The organism is Gleimia sp. 6138-11-ORH1 (genome assembly GCF_024814355.1).
Lineage (GTDB): Bacteria > Actinomycetota > Actinomycetes > Actinomycetales > Actinomycetaceae > Gleimia.
Map to the genome: position 1 here is coordinate 96551 of NZ_JANUXV010000004.1, position 15392 is coordinate 111942.

11 protein-coding genes are annotated in these 15392 nt (G+C 49.4%); 8 read left to right on the forward strand and 3 right to left on the reverse strand.

The genetic code is table 11. The features are described 5' to 3' along the window. Positions 1 to 305: 305 nt before the first annotated feature. From NXS08_RS06095 to NXS08_RS06105, 3 genes are all read left to right on the forward strand, one after another. Positions 306 to 1139 carry a DsbA family protein gene (locus NXS08_RS06095; protein ID WP_259138496.1) on the forward strand — a complete coding sequence of 278 codons (834 nt, stop codon included), beginning with the start codon at positions 306 to 308 and terminating at the stop codon, positions 1137 to 1139. After that, a complete protein-coding gene (locus tag NXS08_RS06100; protein WP_259138559.1) occupies positions 1139 to 2032 on the forward strand; it encodes a cytochrome c biogenesis CcdA family protein in 894 nt (297 codons plus the stop codon). The genes NXS08_RS06095 and NXS08_RS06100 overlap by 1 nt, the downstream gene beginning before the upstream one ends. A 62-nt stretch (positions 2033 to 2094) precedes the next feature. Next, positions 2095 to 2865, forward strand: a complete 771-nt coding sequence (locus NXS08_RS06105; RefSeq protein ID WP_259138498.1) for a hypothetical protein — start codon at positions 2095 to 2097, stop codon at positions 2863 to 2865. 172 nt (positions 2866 to 3037) lie between these two features. Here the strand turns inward: NXS08_RS06105 and brnQ are convergent, their stop codons facing one another. The 3 genes from brnQ to NXS08_RS06120 all read right to left on the reverse strand — a co-directional run bounded on the left by brnQ (position 3038) and on the right by NXS08_RS06120 (position 8091). Next, positions 3038 to 4387: a branched-chain amino acid transport system II carrier protein gene (brnQ, locus tag NXS08_RS06110; protein ID WP_259138501.1), complete on the reverse strand. Its 1350-nt coding sequence runs from the start codon at positions 4385 to 4387 to the stop codon at positions 3038 to 3040. A 91-nt stretch (positions 4388 to 4478) separates the two neighbouring features. Then, on the reverse strand, positions 4479 to 5357 hold the full coding sequence (locus NXS08_RS06115; RefSeq protein ID WP_259138503.1) for a class I SAM-dependent methyltransferase: 879 nt from the start codon (positions 5355 to 5357) through the stop codon (positions 4479 to 4481). A gap of 22 nt (positions 5358 to 5379) precedes the next feature. After that, positions 5380 to 8091, reverse strand: a complete 2712-nt coding sequence (locus NXS08_RS06120) for an alpha-1,6-glucosidase domain-containing protein (protein WP_259138505.1) — start codon at positions 8089 to 8091, stop codon at positions 5380 to 5382. Positions 8092 to 8826: 735 nt separating this feature from the next. Between NXS08_RS06120 and NXS08_RS06125 the strand changes: the two genes are divergently transcribed. The 5 genes from NXS08_RS06125 to NXS08_RS06145 all read left to right on the forward strand — a co-directional run bounded on the left by NXS08_RS06125 (position 8827) and on the right by NXS08_RS06145 (position 15388). Then, complete coding sequence (locus tag NXS08_RS06125; RefSeq protein ID WP_259138507.1) at positions 8827 to 10476, forward strand: L-lactate permease; 1650 nt, start codon at positions 8827 to 8829, stop codon at positions 10474 to 10476. Between the two features lie 107 nt (positions 10477 to 10583). After that, on the forward strand, positions 10584 to 11372 hold the full coding sequence (locus tag NXS08_RS06130) for a (Fe-S)-binding protein (RefSeq protein WP_259138509.1): 789 nt from the start codon (positions 10584 to 10586) through the stop codon (positions 11370 to 11372). Next, on the forward strand, positions 11372 to 12913 hold the full coding sequence (locus NXS08_RS06135; RefSeq protein ID WP_259138562.1) for a LutB/LldF family L-lactate oxidation iron-sulfur protein: 1542 nt from the start codon (positions 11372 to 11374) through the stop codon (positions 12911 to 12913). Before NXS08_RS06130 ends, NXS08_RS06135 begins: the two co-directional genes overlap by 1 nt. Next, entirely contained in the window at positions 12913 to 13578 is a 666-nt protein-coding gene (locus NXS08_RS06140; RefSeq protein WP_259138511.1) for a lactate utilization protein C, read from the forward strand. The genes NXS08_RS06135 and NXS08_RS06140 overlap by 1 nt, the downstream gene beginning before the upstream one ends. A 337-nt stretch (positions 13579 to 13915) precedes the next feature. Continuing rightward, on the forward strand, positions 13916 to 15388 hold the full coding sequence (locus NXS08_RS06145; protein WP_259138513.1) for an NAD(P)/FAD-dependent oxidoreductase: 1473 nt from the start codon (positions 13916 to 13918) through the stop codon (positions 15386 to 15388). Positions 15389 to 15392: the final 4 nt, after the last annotated feature.

The window sequence follows — 15392 nt, forward strand, 5'->3', positions numbered from 1 at the left end:
GAAACTGTCGTTAGCAAGTTCTGGTCGTATATAACCGGCGCGTTTAGTTGAGCACTTACGTCTGTGGCTAGTTGCGTGGCTAAATCCAAGTACATTCTTTACTTGTGCCTTCCTATTTTTCTATCTTTTCCTTTGAACAGACTACTTTGTGTCTGCTCCAGACGCTAGCTTTAATTTCGCAACGTACCAAATTTCACAGCATTTGTAGGATTAACCAGTTTATTCCCATTTTCTAAAAACGTGAGTTTCTCTAAATTCTGCCTACTTCTAATGCATTTGGGTGAAAACTATGAAAATATCTTTTTATGGATTCAACTCGACGCATTCAAACATTGTTACTCGCCGTGGGCGGGGTATTAGTTCTAGTAATCGCTTTCTACATGGGTTTACATTTTGGTAAACAGCAGGCAAGCAGTTCTTCCGCAGGTACTGATTCTTCCAACAGTGCTTCGGATAATAAGGACGCTAAAAAAGATGCTAAGACTGAGACAAAAGGTGACGGTAAGCCCGTTGCCAACGCTGATTTAGTACCTGGACGTGATTACGCTCCCAGCCACACTGATCCGAAGATTTTGGAATTGGTGCGAGCAGAAGTTCACCGTAAAGCAGATGACCCACGTGCCATCGGGGATCCGAATGCGCCCGTAGTTTTGGTTTCATATGAAGATTTTGCTTGCCCAATGTGCGGTGTATACCACAGCAACACCCATGAAAAACTACTTAAATTAGTTGATGAAGGTAAGCTTCGAATCGAATTTCGTGACCTGGTAATCTTCCCTAACTACAACTCTCAACTTGCCCACCAAGGAGCCCGCGCTGCCGGCCAGCAAGGAAAATTCTGGGAGTTCACTAAGGAAGCTTTCGCCCTCACCGCTAATGGCGCGCACCCCCAATACACCAAAGAACTTATTTTAGATTTAGCTAAAAGAGCGGGTGTAGAAAATCTCTCCGCTTTTGAAAAGGCTTTTGAATCTGAAGAGATTGTTAATGGCGTGCAAGAAGAAACTCTGCATGCGCGTCAAAACCTGGGATTAACTGGCACACCATTTTTCATCGTTGGTGACGCAGTTGTTTCCGGAGCGCAGCCAACCGAATACTTCTTTAACACCATTGAACAGCAACTGATTGAAGCTAAGTGATGCACGTTTCGTACCTGATCGCTTTTGTTGGTGGGGCGCTCACCATATTTGCGCCCTGCGCAGCAATGCTACTGCCGTCTTTCTTCGCCTACGCTTTTTCTTCAACTCGGGTTATGTTGGCCCGTACTGGGGTTTTCGCGTTGGGAGTTATTTTAGCGCTCCTACCTTTTGGAGCGTTTGCCGGTACTTTCGGGCATTTCTTACGCGATAATTCTGCCACGGTTTCCTTAATTGCCGGTGCCGTAATCATCGTACTGGGGTTCATGCAAGCATTCAGCTTGACCTTCCCCGTCCCACAGTTTGCTTCTAAGTTAATGTCGCAAACTACTTCTGCCAGCACACCTGTTTCTAAAACAACAGCGACTGAAACAGGCGTTGGGGATACTGCAGATTCTGCGAACAATAAGGTTCCTTCAGCAATGGGCGTTTTCCTCTTAGGCTTAGGCTATGCTTTAGCCGGGGTTGGCTGTTCTGGCCCAATTTTAGGTGCAGTACTGGCTTACGGTTCCTTAGGAGGATCCGTTATTGATGGTATGTTACTGATGGTTTTCTATGGTCTGGGCATGGCAACACCAGTTGTCCTGTTAGCTTTACTGTGGGATTCGTTGAAGGTTAATCAGAAGGCTTTGTTGCGCCCTCGACCAGTGCAGATCTTTGGTCGCTGGACGACTGTTATGAACTTAATTTCCGGTCATATTTTTGTTGTCTTGGGCGCGATTTTGATGTTCTCGGGTGGGCAGTTAGACAATTTCTCTTTGCTCACCGGGGAGCAGCAAATCGAGTTGGAAAGCACCGTTGCGGCGGCTTTAGCTGCAGTTCCCGGCTGGCTTTTCATTGCTTTGTTTGCGGTTATCCTGGCTTTGTTGGGCTTGAAGTTTAAGTCCTCTAAGTAGTCTCAGAAAGTCATTTACCCACTATGATCCCCACCTTGCAACTTCGAGGTTTGCTCAGAGTTTTGGCAGAATTCACTGCGATTGTGAGCATTTCCTATACGGTTGCAATGGTGGGGGTTTTCTTGTCTCGTTCTTTAACGGATCACGATGTGCCTGCGCTGGCAAAGTTGCATGATCCTTTGGCGGCTTTAACTCAGGTGGCGATCCCGGCTTTAGTTTGTATTTTTATTACGAGGGCGGTGATTCATCGGCGTGAGTTGCAGCATGTTGTCTGGCAGGAACCTGAGTATGTTTCTCCTCGTTTAGGTGGTAAAGCTCCGGTAGTGGCTCCGCCGTTAGATACTTATGATGATTTATTTTTTGCCCCCGCTTTGTCTCATGAGCCGGATCCGCTAATTGAGATTGATATTCAACCGCGAGTTTCTCGGCTGTGGTGGCTGGTTGGTATGCTCACGGTTTTTGGGATCAGTATCGTTTTCTTAGTTTTTTTAACTAATCTGCAGGTTAGTTTAGATAGTGTTTTAGCGGGAACTTTCGCGGCGGCGGCTTTAGCGGTGGCGCAGGAGTATTTGCTGCGTGGCTTGATTGTGGCTGAGGTACGTCGCTTTACTAAAAGGCAGCGGTGGTCTCTTTTGGTTTCAACGGTGCTGACTTTCTTTTGGATGATTCCTATTTCTTTGACGGCTGCGACTCCCACGAATGTTTTGGTGGTGCTCTTGTTTGGCACGCTTTTAGCCGTGCCTGCTTTTGCATTGCGACGTATTTTCGCGTCATTATGGGCGCCGATTATCGGCCAGTTCCTCTTTTTCACAGCATTTTTGGTATTGCTTTAAACGCTTTTTAGCGTTACTGCGCTTTGTGTTTACTGCGTGTGTATATTTCCTTTTATTGTTTAGTTTTGTACCTAAACTTTCGCGGAGCGTAACACGCCGCTTTGATTAAAGTCGGCGTGTTACGCTCCGCGAATTTGTTATGTAGTTAGAAGTAATTTATTAAATCGGCGTGTTACGCTCCGGCGGGAAGTAGGCGTTTTTTATTTGCCTGATCCAGGGCTGCTCCGATTAGTAAACCTATGAACGCAGGAACTATCCAGGCGAAGGGACTGTTACCTAACGGCACGTACGCTCCATAAGTGTTTTCGTAGAATGTTGCGAAAGCTCTTGAGCCGAACATTTCTGATGCGTGTATGAGAGAGATTACGCCGGTCAGTAGGACCGATAGCTTATAAGCCCACTGGAACTCTAATGAAAATACTACGTCGATTAGTGAAACAATAAATAGCACAATCATAATCGGATACAGTAAGAGATTTACTGGAAGCACCAGTTTCAAAATCAAAGCTAAGCTGACGTTCGCCAGTAGGTATGAGATGAGCAAGTGAACTCCCATTACCTGTGAGTATGGAACTTTCGGCAGCAGTTCATTGAAGTAAGTAACTGAAGCGGTCAGTAAACCAACCACCGTTGTTAAGCAGGCAAGCAGCACAATCGCTCCGAAGAATACTTGCCCGAAGTCTCCAAAAACTGCTACTGCCGATGAAGAGAGGATCTGTGGCCCGTCGGCAGTTCCCACTACGTTCGTGTGGTGTCCTACGTATGCTAAACCAAGATAGATGGTCCCCAGGGCGATTCCGGCGATAACCCCTACCATTGCTACGCCACTCATCAGTTCTTTCTTAGTTTTGTACCCGTGGCTGCGCAGCACACCTAAAATTAGAGCGCCGAATAATAGTGAGCCGTTTGCGTCCATAGTGTAATAGCCTTGCAATAGGCCCGTTTCAAAAGGTGCGGTAGCGTATTTATCTACTGCAGGATCGGTACTACCAGGCTGGGAGATTAGGATCCCCACGATAAGGATTACCAGTAGGGTAAGCAAAGTTGGGGTAAGCCAAGTACCGATAATGTCGGTAAGTCTACCGGGGCGGAGCATTAAAGCAACTGCCATGCCGAAAAAGACCAGCATGTAAAGGGGCACAGTTAAAGCTGACTCCGCCGCTTGCGGGGAAATTTGCGCGATGATTGGTTTTGCAGCCATTTCAAAGCTGACGGCTGCGACTCGAGGAATCGCGTAAAGTACGCCGGTTACAAGGAAAATAAATACGGTAAGCAGCAGTCCGGGGATTTTCCCAATCCGTTCAGTTACTCCACTAACCCCATTTTCTGAGGTGGCTAAAGCTACCAGGGCCAGGATTGGAATAATCACTGCGGTAATGAACATTCCGGCCATTGCGATGGGAAGGTTTACTCCCGCATCTGCACCTAACATTACTGGGAAAATTAGGTTTCCCGCTCCAAAGTACATGGCAAAAAGTGCCAGACCGGTGACGACTATCATCGATAGTTTCTGTTTTGACATATTTAGTCCCTATTTAATTGCACTAATTCCGGTAGTTGGCGAATTAGTTTTCTGAACTCATGACTGTAGCAAACTTATTTAAAGTTTTCACTCATTTATTGGCTATCCAGGTAAGAGTGTAATAAGGAATACTCACTTTCTGGGTGGGTGAGTAACCTAAATGCTCATATAGATACCAGCGCAGATTCTCTTGCATTCTAGCTTGGTACTGCGGTGTCGCCTTCAGGTAGGCGGAACGGGTTCGCGCTAATCCGATGATTTGTTCACAGCTTAACTGAGTCTGGAATTTCACCTGGTGGAGTTTTGGTTTTTTAAATAGTTCCTCAGATTTTCCTTGTGGATAGCTTCCCTGCCCCGCATGGTAGTTGGCAGTTAGTTCCGGAGGGCGCTCAGCAGTTTGCACGTCTCCAGATCGCATAATCCTGGCGAGGCGTTTCACCCAGGGTACGCTCACGTCTAACTGATTGAAAATAATCGCTAGGTGTCCGCCTGCGCGCAGCACTCGAGCTGCTTCTTGCACGGTTTTTTCTACGTTCATCCAATGCCAGCACTGGGCGAAAACTAGAACATCTTGTGAAGCAGTTTCTAAACCGGTATTTTCACCACTTCCGCGTGTTACGCTCCAGTTGGAGAGGGTGGGGTGGGTTTGGGCTAGGTGAGTTTCACATTGAATGCGCATAGCTTCCGCGGGTTCAACCGCGACGATTTGCTTCACCAAGGGCGCAGCTTGGGCCGTGAAAATTCCGGTGCCCGCACCAATATCTGCGACTTCTAAAGAGGCTAGTTTTTCATGCTGTAGGTCGCTGATTTGCCAGTTAGTGCTGGTGGCGCCCTCGGGGATCTCTGTGTCACCAAGCAAAGCAGCCAGCACGCTACTAAAGGGGTAAGCGGGGCGAAGTTGCGCGTATTCGCCGGTGGCTAACTCGAATGCGTTGCGGGGCGCAGCTTGTGCCCAGGGATTTTCTTTCACCCTTTGAGTCTACCCCGCATTTTCACGCGGCATAGAGCACCGCCACAGTTAGAGCCGGCAGCGTCAGCTTTGCCACGCCCTTTTCCCAGCGAGTCTCCTTCACCCGCTCATCCACCGGGGATTTTGCCTGCAGTTCGTGAAGCTTGAAATCAATACCCTGCAGATCCGGATAAGTATTCACAGTTTCGTGCGGTAGCGGGTTAATAGCTACCAGCAGATGCTGCATCCGCGGATCAACTTGCTTCCCAACCGTGTCATCAACGTGCATAGCAATCACTGGGGAAACGTAGCCCACCCCCTGGTTGGGAAACTTAACTTTCTGGCAGATCAACTTGGCACTGCCCAAGCGCAAAAGGGGCAGAGCCGAGCGTAACTGCAGCAGTTCCAAAGCCAAGCCATGTGCTTTTTCGAGGGCGCTAGCAGACGCCACTAAAGCAGGATTACGTAAGAGGGGTCGCATCTTATCCCAATTGTGGTCTACCTGTTCATTGCGTTCCCACGCTGGCAGGCCCACTCCAAAATTGTGGCTTTGTTTTGTCCAGTCAATCGCGTTGAAATGGTCTCCTGAGTTATAGGAGTCTCGGTCTAATGATTTTGAGCGCAGTAAATCTGTGCCACCATGCCAAAAAGCTGGAGCTTGCCCTAAAGTTACGGGTGCCAGTTGAATCAGGTTATAGCGAACTCGCTCTTCCATTGGCGTAGCCTGGGGGAGTTTAATCACTGAAAGGTCGTAAAGTGTCTGATTATCGTGGGCATCTACGTAGTTAATTGTTTCAGCCGGTTCACTTGCGTAACCTACTATTTGTCCAAAGTCTTTTAAGGTTTCCCCGGTTTTCAACCCTTGGCTGGTTTCCCACTGATAGGTTTTTAAGTTCCCTACCATTCCTAAGCGGATCACGTCGGCTTTAGCTAAGAGCAGTGGTAGCTTACTTGCTTCAACTTGTGCTAACCCTGAGGCGTAACCGCGGGTGGGGTCAAAACCGGTGAAATGGTCTCCGATGATAGCGTCGCGGATCCGATCGTTAAAGGTACCTATTCCGGTTCCGTTTAACTGTCCTTGGGTAGCTTGATGAAAGCGCGCATTATCTGCTACTTCCCCAAAATTCCAGCCTTCTCCATAAAGGTGAATGTGCTCTCCGGCAATCCCATCTTTAGCTTCGGTAAGCGAAGCTAACGCAGTTTTTACCGCTCGCATATTTTCAGTGGAGTGGTGGCCCATTAGGTCGAAACGAAATCCGCTTATCTTATAGTGTTTAGCCCAGTGAACTACAGAATCAACCATGAGTTTTTCCATCATGATGTGTTCGGTAGCTAAGTTGGCGCAGCAGGTGGAGGTTTCTACCAGACCGTCCTCGGAAAACCGATGATAGTAGCCGGGAACTATCCGGTCCAGGAGGGCTTTTTCGTGTTGCCCACTGCGGTAAAGGTGATTGTAAACTTGGTCGGCTACTACGCGTAAACCGTGTTGCCCTGTATTTGCCAGGGCTTGTACCAGGCTTCGGAATTCTTTAACTTTCCCAGCGCTACTACTATCGGTTGCGTAAGAGCCTTCGGGGACTTGATAGTGGTGGGGGTCGTATCCCCAGTTATACCCATCTGTATCCGCAACGGCTGCAACCGCAGCTTGCGGAGCGGGGGAAGCCGGGTCGGTGAAAGCTGGGATCTGCGGTTGTGTCTGCGTTTCTCTTGGTTTCGGTAACGAAGCGATGTCGTAGGTGGGGAGCAGGTGAATACTGTTTACTCCCGCATTTGCAAGACGGGTTAAGTGCTGCATTCCAGCTGAGTTGGGGAGGGTGAAAGCCCGGTAGGTGCCTCGCCAGCTTGCGGGTACGCTTTGGTCGTGGATCGAAAAGTCTCGCACGTGGAGTTCGTAGATCATCTGGTCTACGGCACGCGGCAGAGTGGGAATTTTCAGCTGCTCCCATCCGGCTGGTTTTAGGTGTTCTGCTGTTAGGTCAAGGATTACGCTTCTGGTTGAGTTGTGGTTTAAACCCACCGAATACGGGTCAGTTACAAGGTTTGTAACTTCTTCGTTTAGTTGGGGTACAAAGACTTTAATTGCGTACCGGTAGGTGCAGTTTTTCCAGTTGGGGTTTCCAATGATTTTCCAGATTCCGGTTTCTGCTTCTAATTCCAGGGGGTATTCCGCGTAGTTTTTTGCGTTTGCTTCCGGCGTGTTTTCTGTGGGGCCGAGTTGGAGTTTTACTTCTGTGGCGGTGGGCGCCCAGATGCTGAGGGTGGGGGTTTCTTCGTTCCAGGTTATTCCGAGTGGTTTATTTTTTGCGTGGATGCCGTAGAGTGCGTCTATGATTCCGGGGATTTGGGTGCCGGTGAGTCCTAGGATTTTCCCGTTTTGTTGGGTGAGGACTTGGATTGCTTGGGTGAGGGCTTCAGTTCGGTTGAGTTTTGTGTCTGCGGGGATTTGGTAGATGGCGTGGTTTTGCAGGTGGGGCCACTTGGCGCGTTGGGTTTGGCTTAGGACGCTGGGAGTTAGTTTGATTAGCGTAGAGTTTTCGCCGGAAATATGTGTTTTTTCCAGTAGTTTTGCCACCTCGAGGGCGGTGGTGAGGGCTTTTTCGTTAATTAGGAGGTAGGTTTCAACACTGTCTGGTGGTTGATTTGCGAGTTGGTGTTTTGAGATAGCCAGGGTATCTGCGTCAATCCACTGGGCGCGAGCTAAGTTAAGTCCTGCCAAGGCAGGAGGGGTAGATTCCACGGCTTTTACTTTCTTCATTTTAGGATTTCTTTTGTAAGCATATCTTTTGTTGTTTCCCAGTGTAAGCGCTATTGTCTTGCCACTTCTCCCCCACCCCGGGTTCCTCTTTCCTCGGAGCGTAACACGCCGAGTTCATATTCCCGTCTCATTTTGCGCTCCGGGCTTATTTTGCACGGAGCGTAATACGCCGAGCTAACGCCGTTTCACCTATTCACCGGAGCGTAACTCGCCGAGATTATGAAAACTTACTTGTGTTTATGTGCAGTTAAGTAGGTGCGGGAAGTTTTCTGTATCGTTTTTCTTCCACTAGGTGGGTTGCACGAATTCGGCGTGTTACGCTCCGCGGGGTGGGGTGCACGAATTCGGCGTGTTACGCTCCGCGGGGTTGGTTGCACGAATTCGGCGTGTTACGCTCCGCTAGGTGGGTTGCACGAATTCGGCGTGTTACGCTCCGCGGGGTTGGTTGCACGAATTCGGCGTGTTACGCTCCGCGGGGTGGGGTGCACGAATTCGGCGTGTTACGCTCCGCGGGGTGGGAGTGTGCTCAAGCGTGTCCTTAGACCTATTTAGAAAAGATTTCCATGCGCTAATAGGTACTTACATAACGATGAGAAAAGCCTGAAATTTCAAGAAAAACTCAGGCTCAAAAGATACTTCAAGCCACAAGTGCTAACTTATTGGCATCAAAATGCAGTTTTGTTACCAAAAACTGCTCAACACCGTTTATCAAAATCATATACAAAAGGACGTATCTTGCTAGCAACGACGACGTTTACAGCAGGCAGTCACCTAATCGGCGACTCCCTCTTCCTTTCTGCTTTAGCAGGCCTACTGCCACTGGTAGTTTTCTTTGTACTCCTGGGAGTTTTCGGCGTGAAAACTCACTGGTGTGCGATCATTTCCCTGGGCGTTTCACTCCTAGTTGCTGTTTTAGGCTTCCAAATGCCCCTTACCTACGCACTTTTGGCAGGTACACAGGGGGCGGGACTTGGCTTCATGCCAATCCTTTACATCATCATCGCTGCCGTTTGGTTATACAACTTAACGGAACGTTCCGGACGCGCCGCTGATGTGCGCACCGCCTTTAATATCGTAGGTAAAGGCGACCAACGAGTTTTAGCGCTGCTAATCGGTTTTTCTTTCTGCGGTCTTTTGGAAGGTTTAGCTGGCTTTGGCGCTCCTGTAGCGATTGTGGCAGCTATCTTAGTTACCGTAGGTTTTGAACCCATTAAAGCCGCAATGCTCACCATCGTGGGTAACGCGATTAACGTCGGTTATGGGGCTATGGCTATTCCGGTTACTTCCGCCGCAAAATCGGTGGATCTGGAACCAACTGTTGTAGCTAGCTGGATGGGTCATATCACCCCCTTTATCGCTGCTTTTATTCCCCTGATTCTGCTGCTAATCGCTGACGGCGTTCGCGGTCTAAAACAGCTTTGGCCCGCTGCTCTTTTAGTAGGTGCAGTCACCGCTGGAGGTCACTACTGGGCAACGAACTATTTCTCTTACGAATTAACTGCGGTGATCTCCTCCCTGCTGGGCTTTGCTTCGATTGCTTTGCTGATGCAGATTTGGACCCCAACTACTCCCGCTGATGTGCAAGCTGAACAGGCAAAAGGTTTAACTATTTCACGCGCCACTTTAGCGCTAATGCCCTACTGGCTGGTGGTAATTGTCTTTGGGGTAGCAAAACTATGGACTTTCGGAGTTGATTTGCCCGCTTTATTAAAGACCACTGACATTCGGTTCGGCTGGCCTGGCTTACACGGCAATTTGGTAACTGAAACTGGCGAACCTATTTCGGGAACTATCTTCACCTTGCAGACTTTAGCTTCTCCGGGAACACTAATCGTCTTTACCGCACTGATTGTGTCCTTGGTTTACGGTTTAACTTCCTCAGGTGGAAAGTTCCCCTTCAGTTTCACGCAGGGGCTTGGCCTGCTGTTCACCACGATTTACAGCTTGCGAATCGCTATCTTAACGATTGCTACCATCATGGCGTTGGCGTTCGTAATGAACTTCTCTGGGCAGACGGGCACGATCGGCTTGTGGATGGCTGGCGTGGGAACTACTTTCGTTTTCCTCTCTCCGATCCTGGGTTGGATTGGCACTGCTGTTACCGGTTCTGCTACTTCTGCTGGTGCGCTTTTCGCTAACTTGCAGTACACGGCGGCGGGACAGATTGGCGCTGACCCGAACTTGCTGGTGGGCACGAACGCTGTGGGTGGCGGCCTCGGGAAGATTGTTTCCCCGCAGAACTTAGCGATTGCGTCCGGGGCGATTGGTAAAGAGGGTGCCGAGCCTGAGCTGCTGCGCAAAGCCGGCCCGATTTCGCTGGGCTTGCTGGTAGTGCTGTGTTTGCTGGTGGGGACTACTTCCCTACTTTTCCCGCTGGGCTCCTAGCTTTGGTTGAGTTTTCGGCGCTTTCCGAGGGCGTTGTTTGGAACTCTACTTTCATTTTTTCGTATTTATTTTTAGTTAGATTGTTTTAAGAGAAAGGATATTGACTCATGAAAATTGCATTATTTGCAACCTGTATCTCTGATGTCATGTTTCCGCAGGCTCCGCAGGCAACTGTGCATTTGCTGCGCCGTTTGGGGCATGAAGTGGTATTTCCTGAGCAGCAAGGATGCTGCGGGCAAATGCACATTAACACGGGATACTATCCTGAAGCGATGCCTTTGATTGAGAATCACGTGCGTACTTTTGAGCCAGTTTTAGATGGCGAGTGGGATGCGATTGTGGTTCCTTCGGGTTCTTGTACTGGTTCGCTGCGTCATCAGCAAGAGATTGTGGCTAAACAGCAGGGTAATGATCCTTTGGCACAAAAAGCGCGGGCAATTGCGGCGAAAACTTATGAGCTTTCAGAGTTTTTAGTAAACGTGTTGGGTACTGATGATGTGGGGGCTTATTTCCCTCACCGCGTTACCTATCATCCGACTTGCCACTCGATGCGGATTGCTAAGGTGGGGGATGCTCCTTACCGCCTGCTTAAGAATGTGGGTGGGATTGATTTTGTGGAGCTGCCGGAAGAGGAATCTTGCTGTGGTTTCGGAGGAACTTTCGCGTTAAAGAACTCTGATGTTTCTACGGCTATGTTGGCTCAGAAAATGGCTAATGTTATTTCCACTAAGGCTGAGATTTTAGTTGCTGGTGACTATTCTTGTCTGATGCATATTGGGGGCGGGTTGTCGCGGAATCGTTCGGGCGTGCGCGTTATGCATTTGGCTGAAGTTTTAGCGCCTACTCAGGACGAACCTTGGTTCCCACCGGAAACGACTACGAAGGTTGGTGCATGATGTTAAAGGGGTTTTTCACTAAAGAACAAAAAACTTCAGCCCATACTGAGGCAGAGTTAGGGTGGTCTCCGGGGGCGGAGATTCCGGCTGACCCGTTGCGTTGGGGTAAGTTTTTCGCTGATTCAGCTAAGGAACAGCTTCCGAAGACTCAGCTGCGTCGGAATATTCGCCGAGCCACGATGACTATTCGTAATAAGCGGGCGCTGCGTGTAGCGGAAATGCCTGACTGGGAGAATCTGCGGGAGTCAGCTTCGGCAATTAAGCAGCGGGTGCAAGCTAACCTGCCTGCTTTGTTGGAGCAGTTTGAAGCGAATGTGACTGCCCGTGGCGGGGTTGTTCACTGGGCGCGTGACGGTGAGGAAGCCTGCCAGATTGTCCATGAGTTGTTGGTACAGCAGGGGGTAGATGAGGCCGTTAAGGTTAAGTCTATGGTGACTCAGGAAATTAACTTGAATGAGTACCTGTTAGAAAGAGGCATTTCCCTGTGGGAAACTGACTTAGCTGAGTTGATTGTGCAGTTGGGTGAGGATATGCCTTCTCATATTGTGGTTCCTGCTTTGCACCGTAACCGCGCGGAAGTTCGAGCGATTTTCCAGGCGAAGATGCCGTCTGTTCCCGATAATTTAACTACTGAGCCGCGTACTTTAACGATGGCTGCTCGCGCTCATTTGCGTAAGAAGTTCCTTACTTCTAAGGTGGCTATTTCGGGTGCGAATATGGCGGTTGCTGAGTCTGGGACGCTTTACGTTTACGAGTCTGAGGGTAATGGGCGTATGTGTCTGACTCTGCCTCAGACGCTGATAACTATTATGGGGATTGAAAAGCTGATCCCAACCTATCAGGATTTGGAAGTGTTCGCGCAGCTGTTGGGCCGTTCGGCAACTGGTGAGCGAATGAATCCTTATACTTCAGGTTGGACTGGGGTAACTCCTGGAGATGGCCCTCAAGAGTTCCATTTGATTTTGCTGGATAATGGTCGCACTAAGGTTTTGGCGGATAAGGTTGGTCATGAAGCGCTTTCTTGTATTCGCTGCGGGGCTTGTCTGAATATTTGCCCGGTGTATGAGCAGGTTGGTGGGCACGCTTATAACTCGGTTTATCCTGGTCCGATTGGGATTTGTTTAACACCGCAGTTAAAGGAAGCTACTGATCATAAGGATCCTGATTCTACTTTGCCGTTTGCTTGTTCTTTATGTAATGCCTGTGCGGATGCTTGTCCGGTTCACATTGATTTACCGGGGATTATTGTTGATCGTCGGCGTGCTTATCAGGATGCGAACCGCGGGGGGATTCCTAATCTGTGGGATATTTCCATGAAGGCGGCTTCTGTGGTGATGTCTTCTGGTAAGAATATGGAGTTGGCTGGTAAGGCGGCTTCTAAGGGGCGTTTATTTGGGGGGAAGTCCCGGCGGATTGGCCATATTCCGCTTCCGATTGCAAGTATTTGGACTGCTACTCACGATGTTCCTGCGCCTCCGGCTCAGTCTTTCCGCCAGTGGTGGGCTGATGAGGGGCACAGTCAAGGAAAGGATGTTCGCTGATGTCTACTCGGAGTGTTAAAGATTTGCAGGCGAAGGCAGAGATTTTGCGTCGGGTGCGGTTTGCGCTTGCGCAGAGTGAAATCACTGAGGTGGAGGTTCCGCGCGATTATATTTCTTCGTCTGAACATGCGCCTGGTTCTGCACCGGTTTTGGATGTTTTCGAGGACGCTTTAAATGACTATAAGGCTACGGTTTGGCGTACTGATTCCGCGGGGATCGCGAAAACTATGCGTCAGGCCTTAGATGGTTGTGCGTCGGTGGTTGTCCCTGCTGGTTTAGATGCGGATTGGCTGACTGAGTTAGCTGATTTGTCGGTGCGGGTTGATGAGTTTGAGGCGCAGCTTTCTCATGAGGAGCTTGATCAGACTGATGCGGTGATTACTGCTTCACGTTGTTCTGTTAGCCATACTGGCACGATCATTTTAGATGGTGAACCTGATCAGGGGCGTCGGGCGATTACTTTGGTTCCTGACCGCCATGTAGTAGTGGTTAAGGCTGACACGGTTTATCCTACGGTTCCGCAGGCTGTGGCGGTTTTGCAGGAGAATCCAACTCGGCCGACTACTTGGATTGCGGGGCCTTCGGCAACTTCGGATATTGAGTTAATCCGCGTTGACGGGGTGCATGGTCCTCGTAATTTGCAGGTGATTTTAGTAGTCGATTAAGAAGTTTAAGCTGTGTAAAGGCATACTTCTTATAGGTTTGGCTGCATATTTTAAGGGTTTGGCTGCGTCTTAGAGGCGCAGCCAAACCCTTCCCGGAGCGTAACACGCCGATTTAATTTCCCACCCCACACAGGCGAAGCGTAACTCGCCGAAGCTATTTTGGCGCCCTCGGAAATTTATGGATTTTCCACACGAAAACCAGCAGACTGCACCCCACCAGGCACGCTGGGACTTACGCCCTAAGAATTTACCTAAATTTTAGTTACATTTTGGAAATTCAGTGTTACTATAAAACTATGTGAAGACGATGAAGCTTCACTGTAATCTCCAAATCAGAATGGAAAATGCAATGGCACAAATCGTGATTTTAGGTGCAGGCATTGCAGGACACACGGCTGCGATGGTGCTGCAGAAAAAACTGAAACGCACTGAACACAAAGTCGTGGTGATCTCGCCGAAGCCAACTTGGAACTGGGTACCATCCAACATTTGGGTGGGAACTGGACGCATGAAACGCGAAAAAGTAATCTTCGAGCTGGCTCCGCTGTATAAGAAACTGGGAATCGAATTCCACCAAGCAGCCGCCACCGCTCTCTACCCAGAAGGTGACGCTGAAAATCCTCGCTCACAAGTTGAACTGGTTTACACAGACGCCACTCGTAACGGCGAAACTGCCCGCGTCGAGTTCGATTATCTAATCAACGCTACCGGACCTAAACTGAACTTCGCAGCAACCCCAGGTTTAGGACCCGATGAGGGCTACACGCAATCCGTGTGCACCGACTCGCACGCCGAAGAATGTTCCGCCGAATTCCTAAAAGCTGTAGAACGAATGAAAGCCGGCGAAAACTTACGGTTCGTGATCGGTACCGGAGCCGGAAATTGCACTTGCCAAGGTGCTGCTTTCGAGTTCACTTTCAACACCGAACATGAACTGCGCGAACACGGTGTGCGCGATAAAGCCGAGGTCGTTTACCTAACTAACGAACCCCAGTTAGGTGACTTAGGTGTAGGCGGCATGAAGTTCAAGCAAGACGGGTACATGACCAGTTCTCAACTGTGGACCGAATCCATTTTCCGCGAGCGCGGAGTTAAAGCAATCGTTGGGGCAGCCGTTAAGAATGTTGAAAAGAACTCGCTTACCTACGAAGATTCTGACGGTGAAATGCATAGCCTAGATTACGATTTTGCTATGCTTTTGCCACCTTTTACCGGCGTACCGATGAAGGCTTATAACCGGGCTGGGGAAGATATTTCGGCGACGGTCTTTAACCCAGCTGGTTTCATGAAGGTTGATGCGGATTACACGCAGAAGCCTTACGAGCAGTGGCGTGCTGTTGACTGGCCAAAGACTTACCAGAACCCCACCTATCCGAATATGTTTGCGGTTGGAATTGCGTTTGCTCCGCCTCACGGTATTTCTAAGCCGCATACCACTAAGAATGGAACTGTGATTGCTCCGGCTCCTCCGCGCACCGGGCAGCCTTCTGGGGTGATGGCAGCTAAGGTGGCTGAGTCGATTGTCGATTTACTGAAGAATCCTAATGCGAAGTTACATGAGGCTTCGATGGGCACTTTAGGGGCAGTTTGTGATGCTTCTACCGGAGCTAATATGCGTTCTGGTTCAGCCGCTGCCATCATGATGTATCCAATTATTCCTGATGAGACGGTTTACCCTGAGACTGGTCGCCACCCGACTTTGACTCGCGGTGAGTTGGGCTTGTTTGGACACTGGGTTAAAGTCATGCTTCATTACCTATTCATTTACAAAGCCAAGGGCAAGCCTGGCTGGAACCTGATTCCGGAGTGATCGC

Excerpts from the sequence above, each read along its gene's own strand:
- NXS08_RS06135 (WP_259138562.1), top strand. The coding sequence starts at position 11,372 with ATGTTAAAGGGGTTTTTCACTAAAGAACAAAAAACTTCAGCCCATACT.
- NXS08_RS06095 (WP_259138496.1), top strand. The coding sequence starts at position 306 with ATGGATTCAACTCGACGCATTCAAACATTGTTACTCGCCGTGGGCGGG.
- NXS08_RS06145 (WP_259138513.1), top strand. The coding sequence starts at position 13,916 with ATGGAAAATGCAATGGCACAAATCGTGATTTTAGGTGCAGGCATTGCA.
- brnQ (WP_259138501.1), bottom strand. The coding sequence starts at position 4,387 with ATGTCAAAACAGAAACTATCGATGATAGTCGTCACCGGTCTGGCACTT.
- NXS08_RS06130 (WP_259138509.1), top strand. The coding sequence starts at position 10,584 with ATGAAAATTGCATTATTTGCAACCTGTATCTCTGATGTCATGTTTCCG.
- NXS08_RS06120 (WP_259138505.1), bottom strand. The coding sequence starts at position 8,091 with ATGAAGAAAGTAAAAGCCGTGGAATCTACCCCTCCTGCCTTGGCAGGA.
- NXS08_RS06140 (WP_259138511.1), top strand. The coding sequence starts at position 12,913 with ATGTCTACTCGGAGTGTTAAAGATTTGCAGGCGAAGGCAGAGATTTTG.
- NXS08_RS06100 (WP_259138559.1), top strand. The coding sequence starts at position 1,139 with ATGCACGTTTCGTACCTGATCGCTTTTGTTGGTGGGGCGCTCACCATA.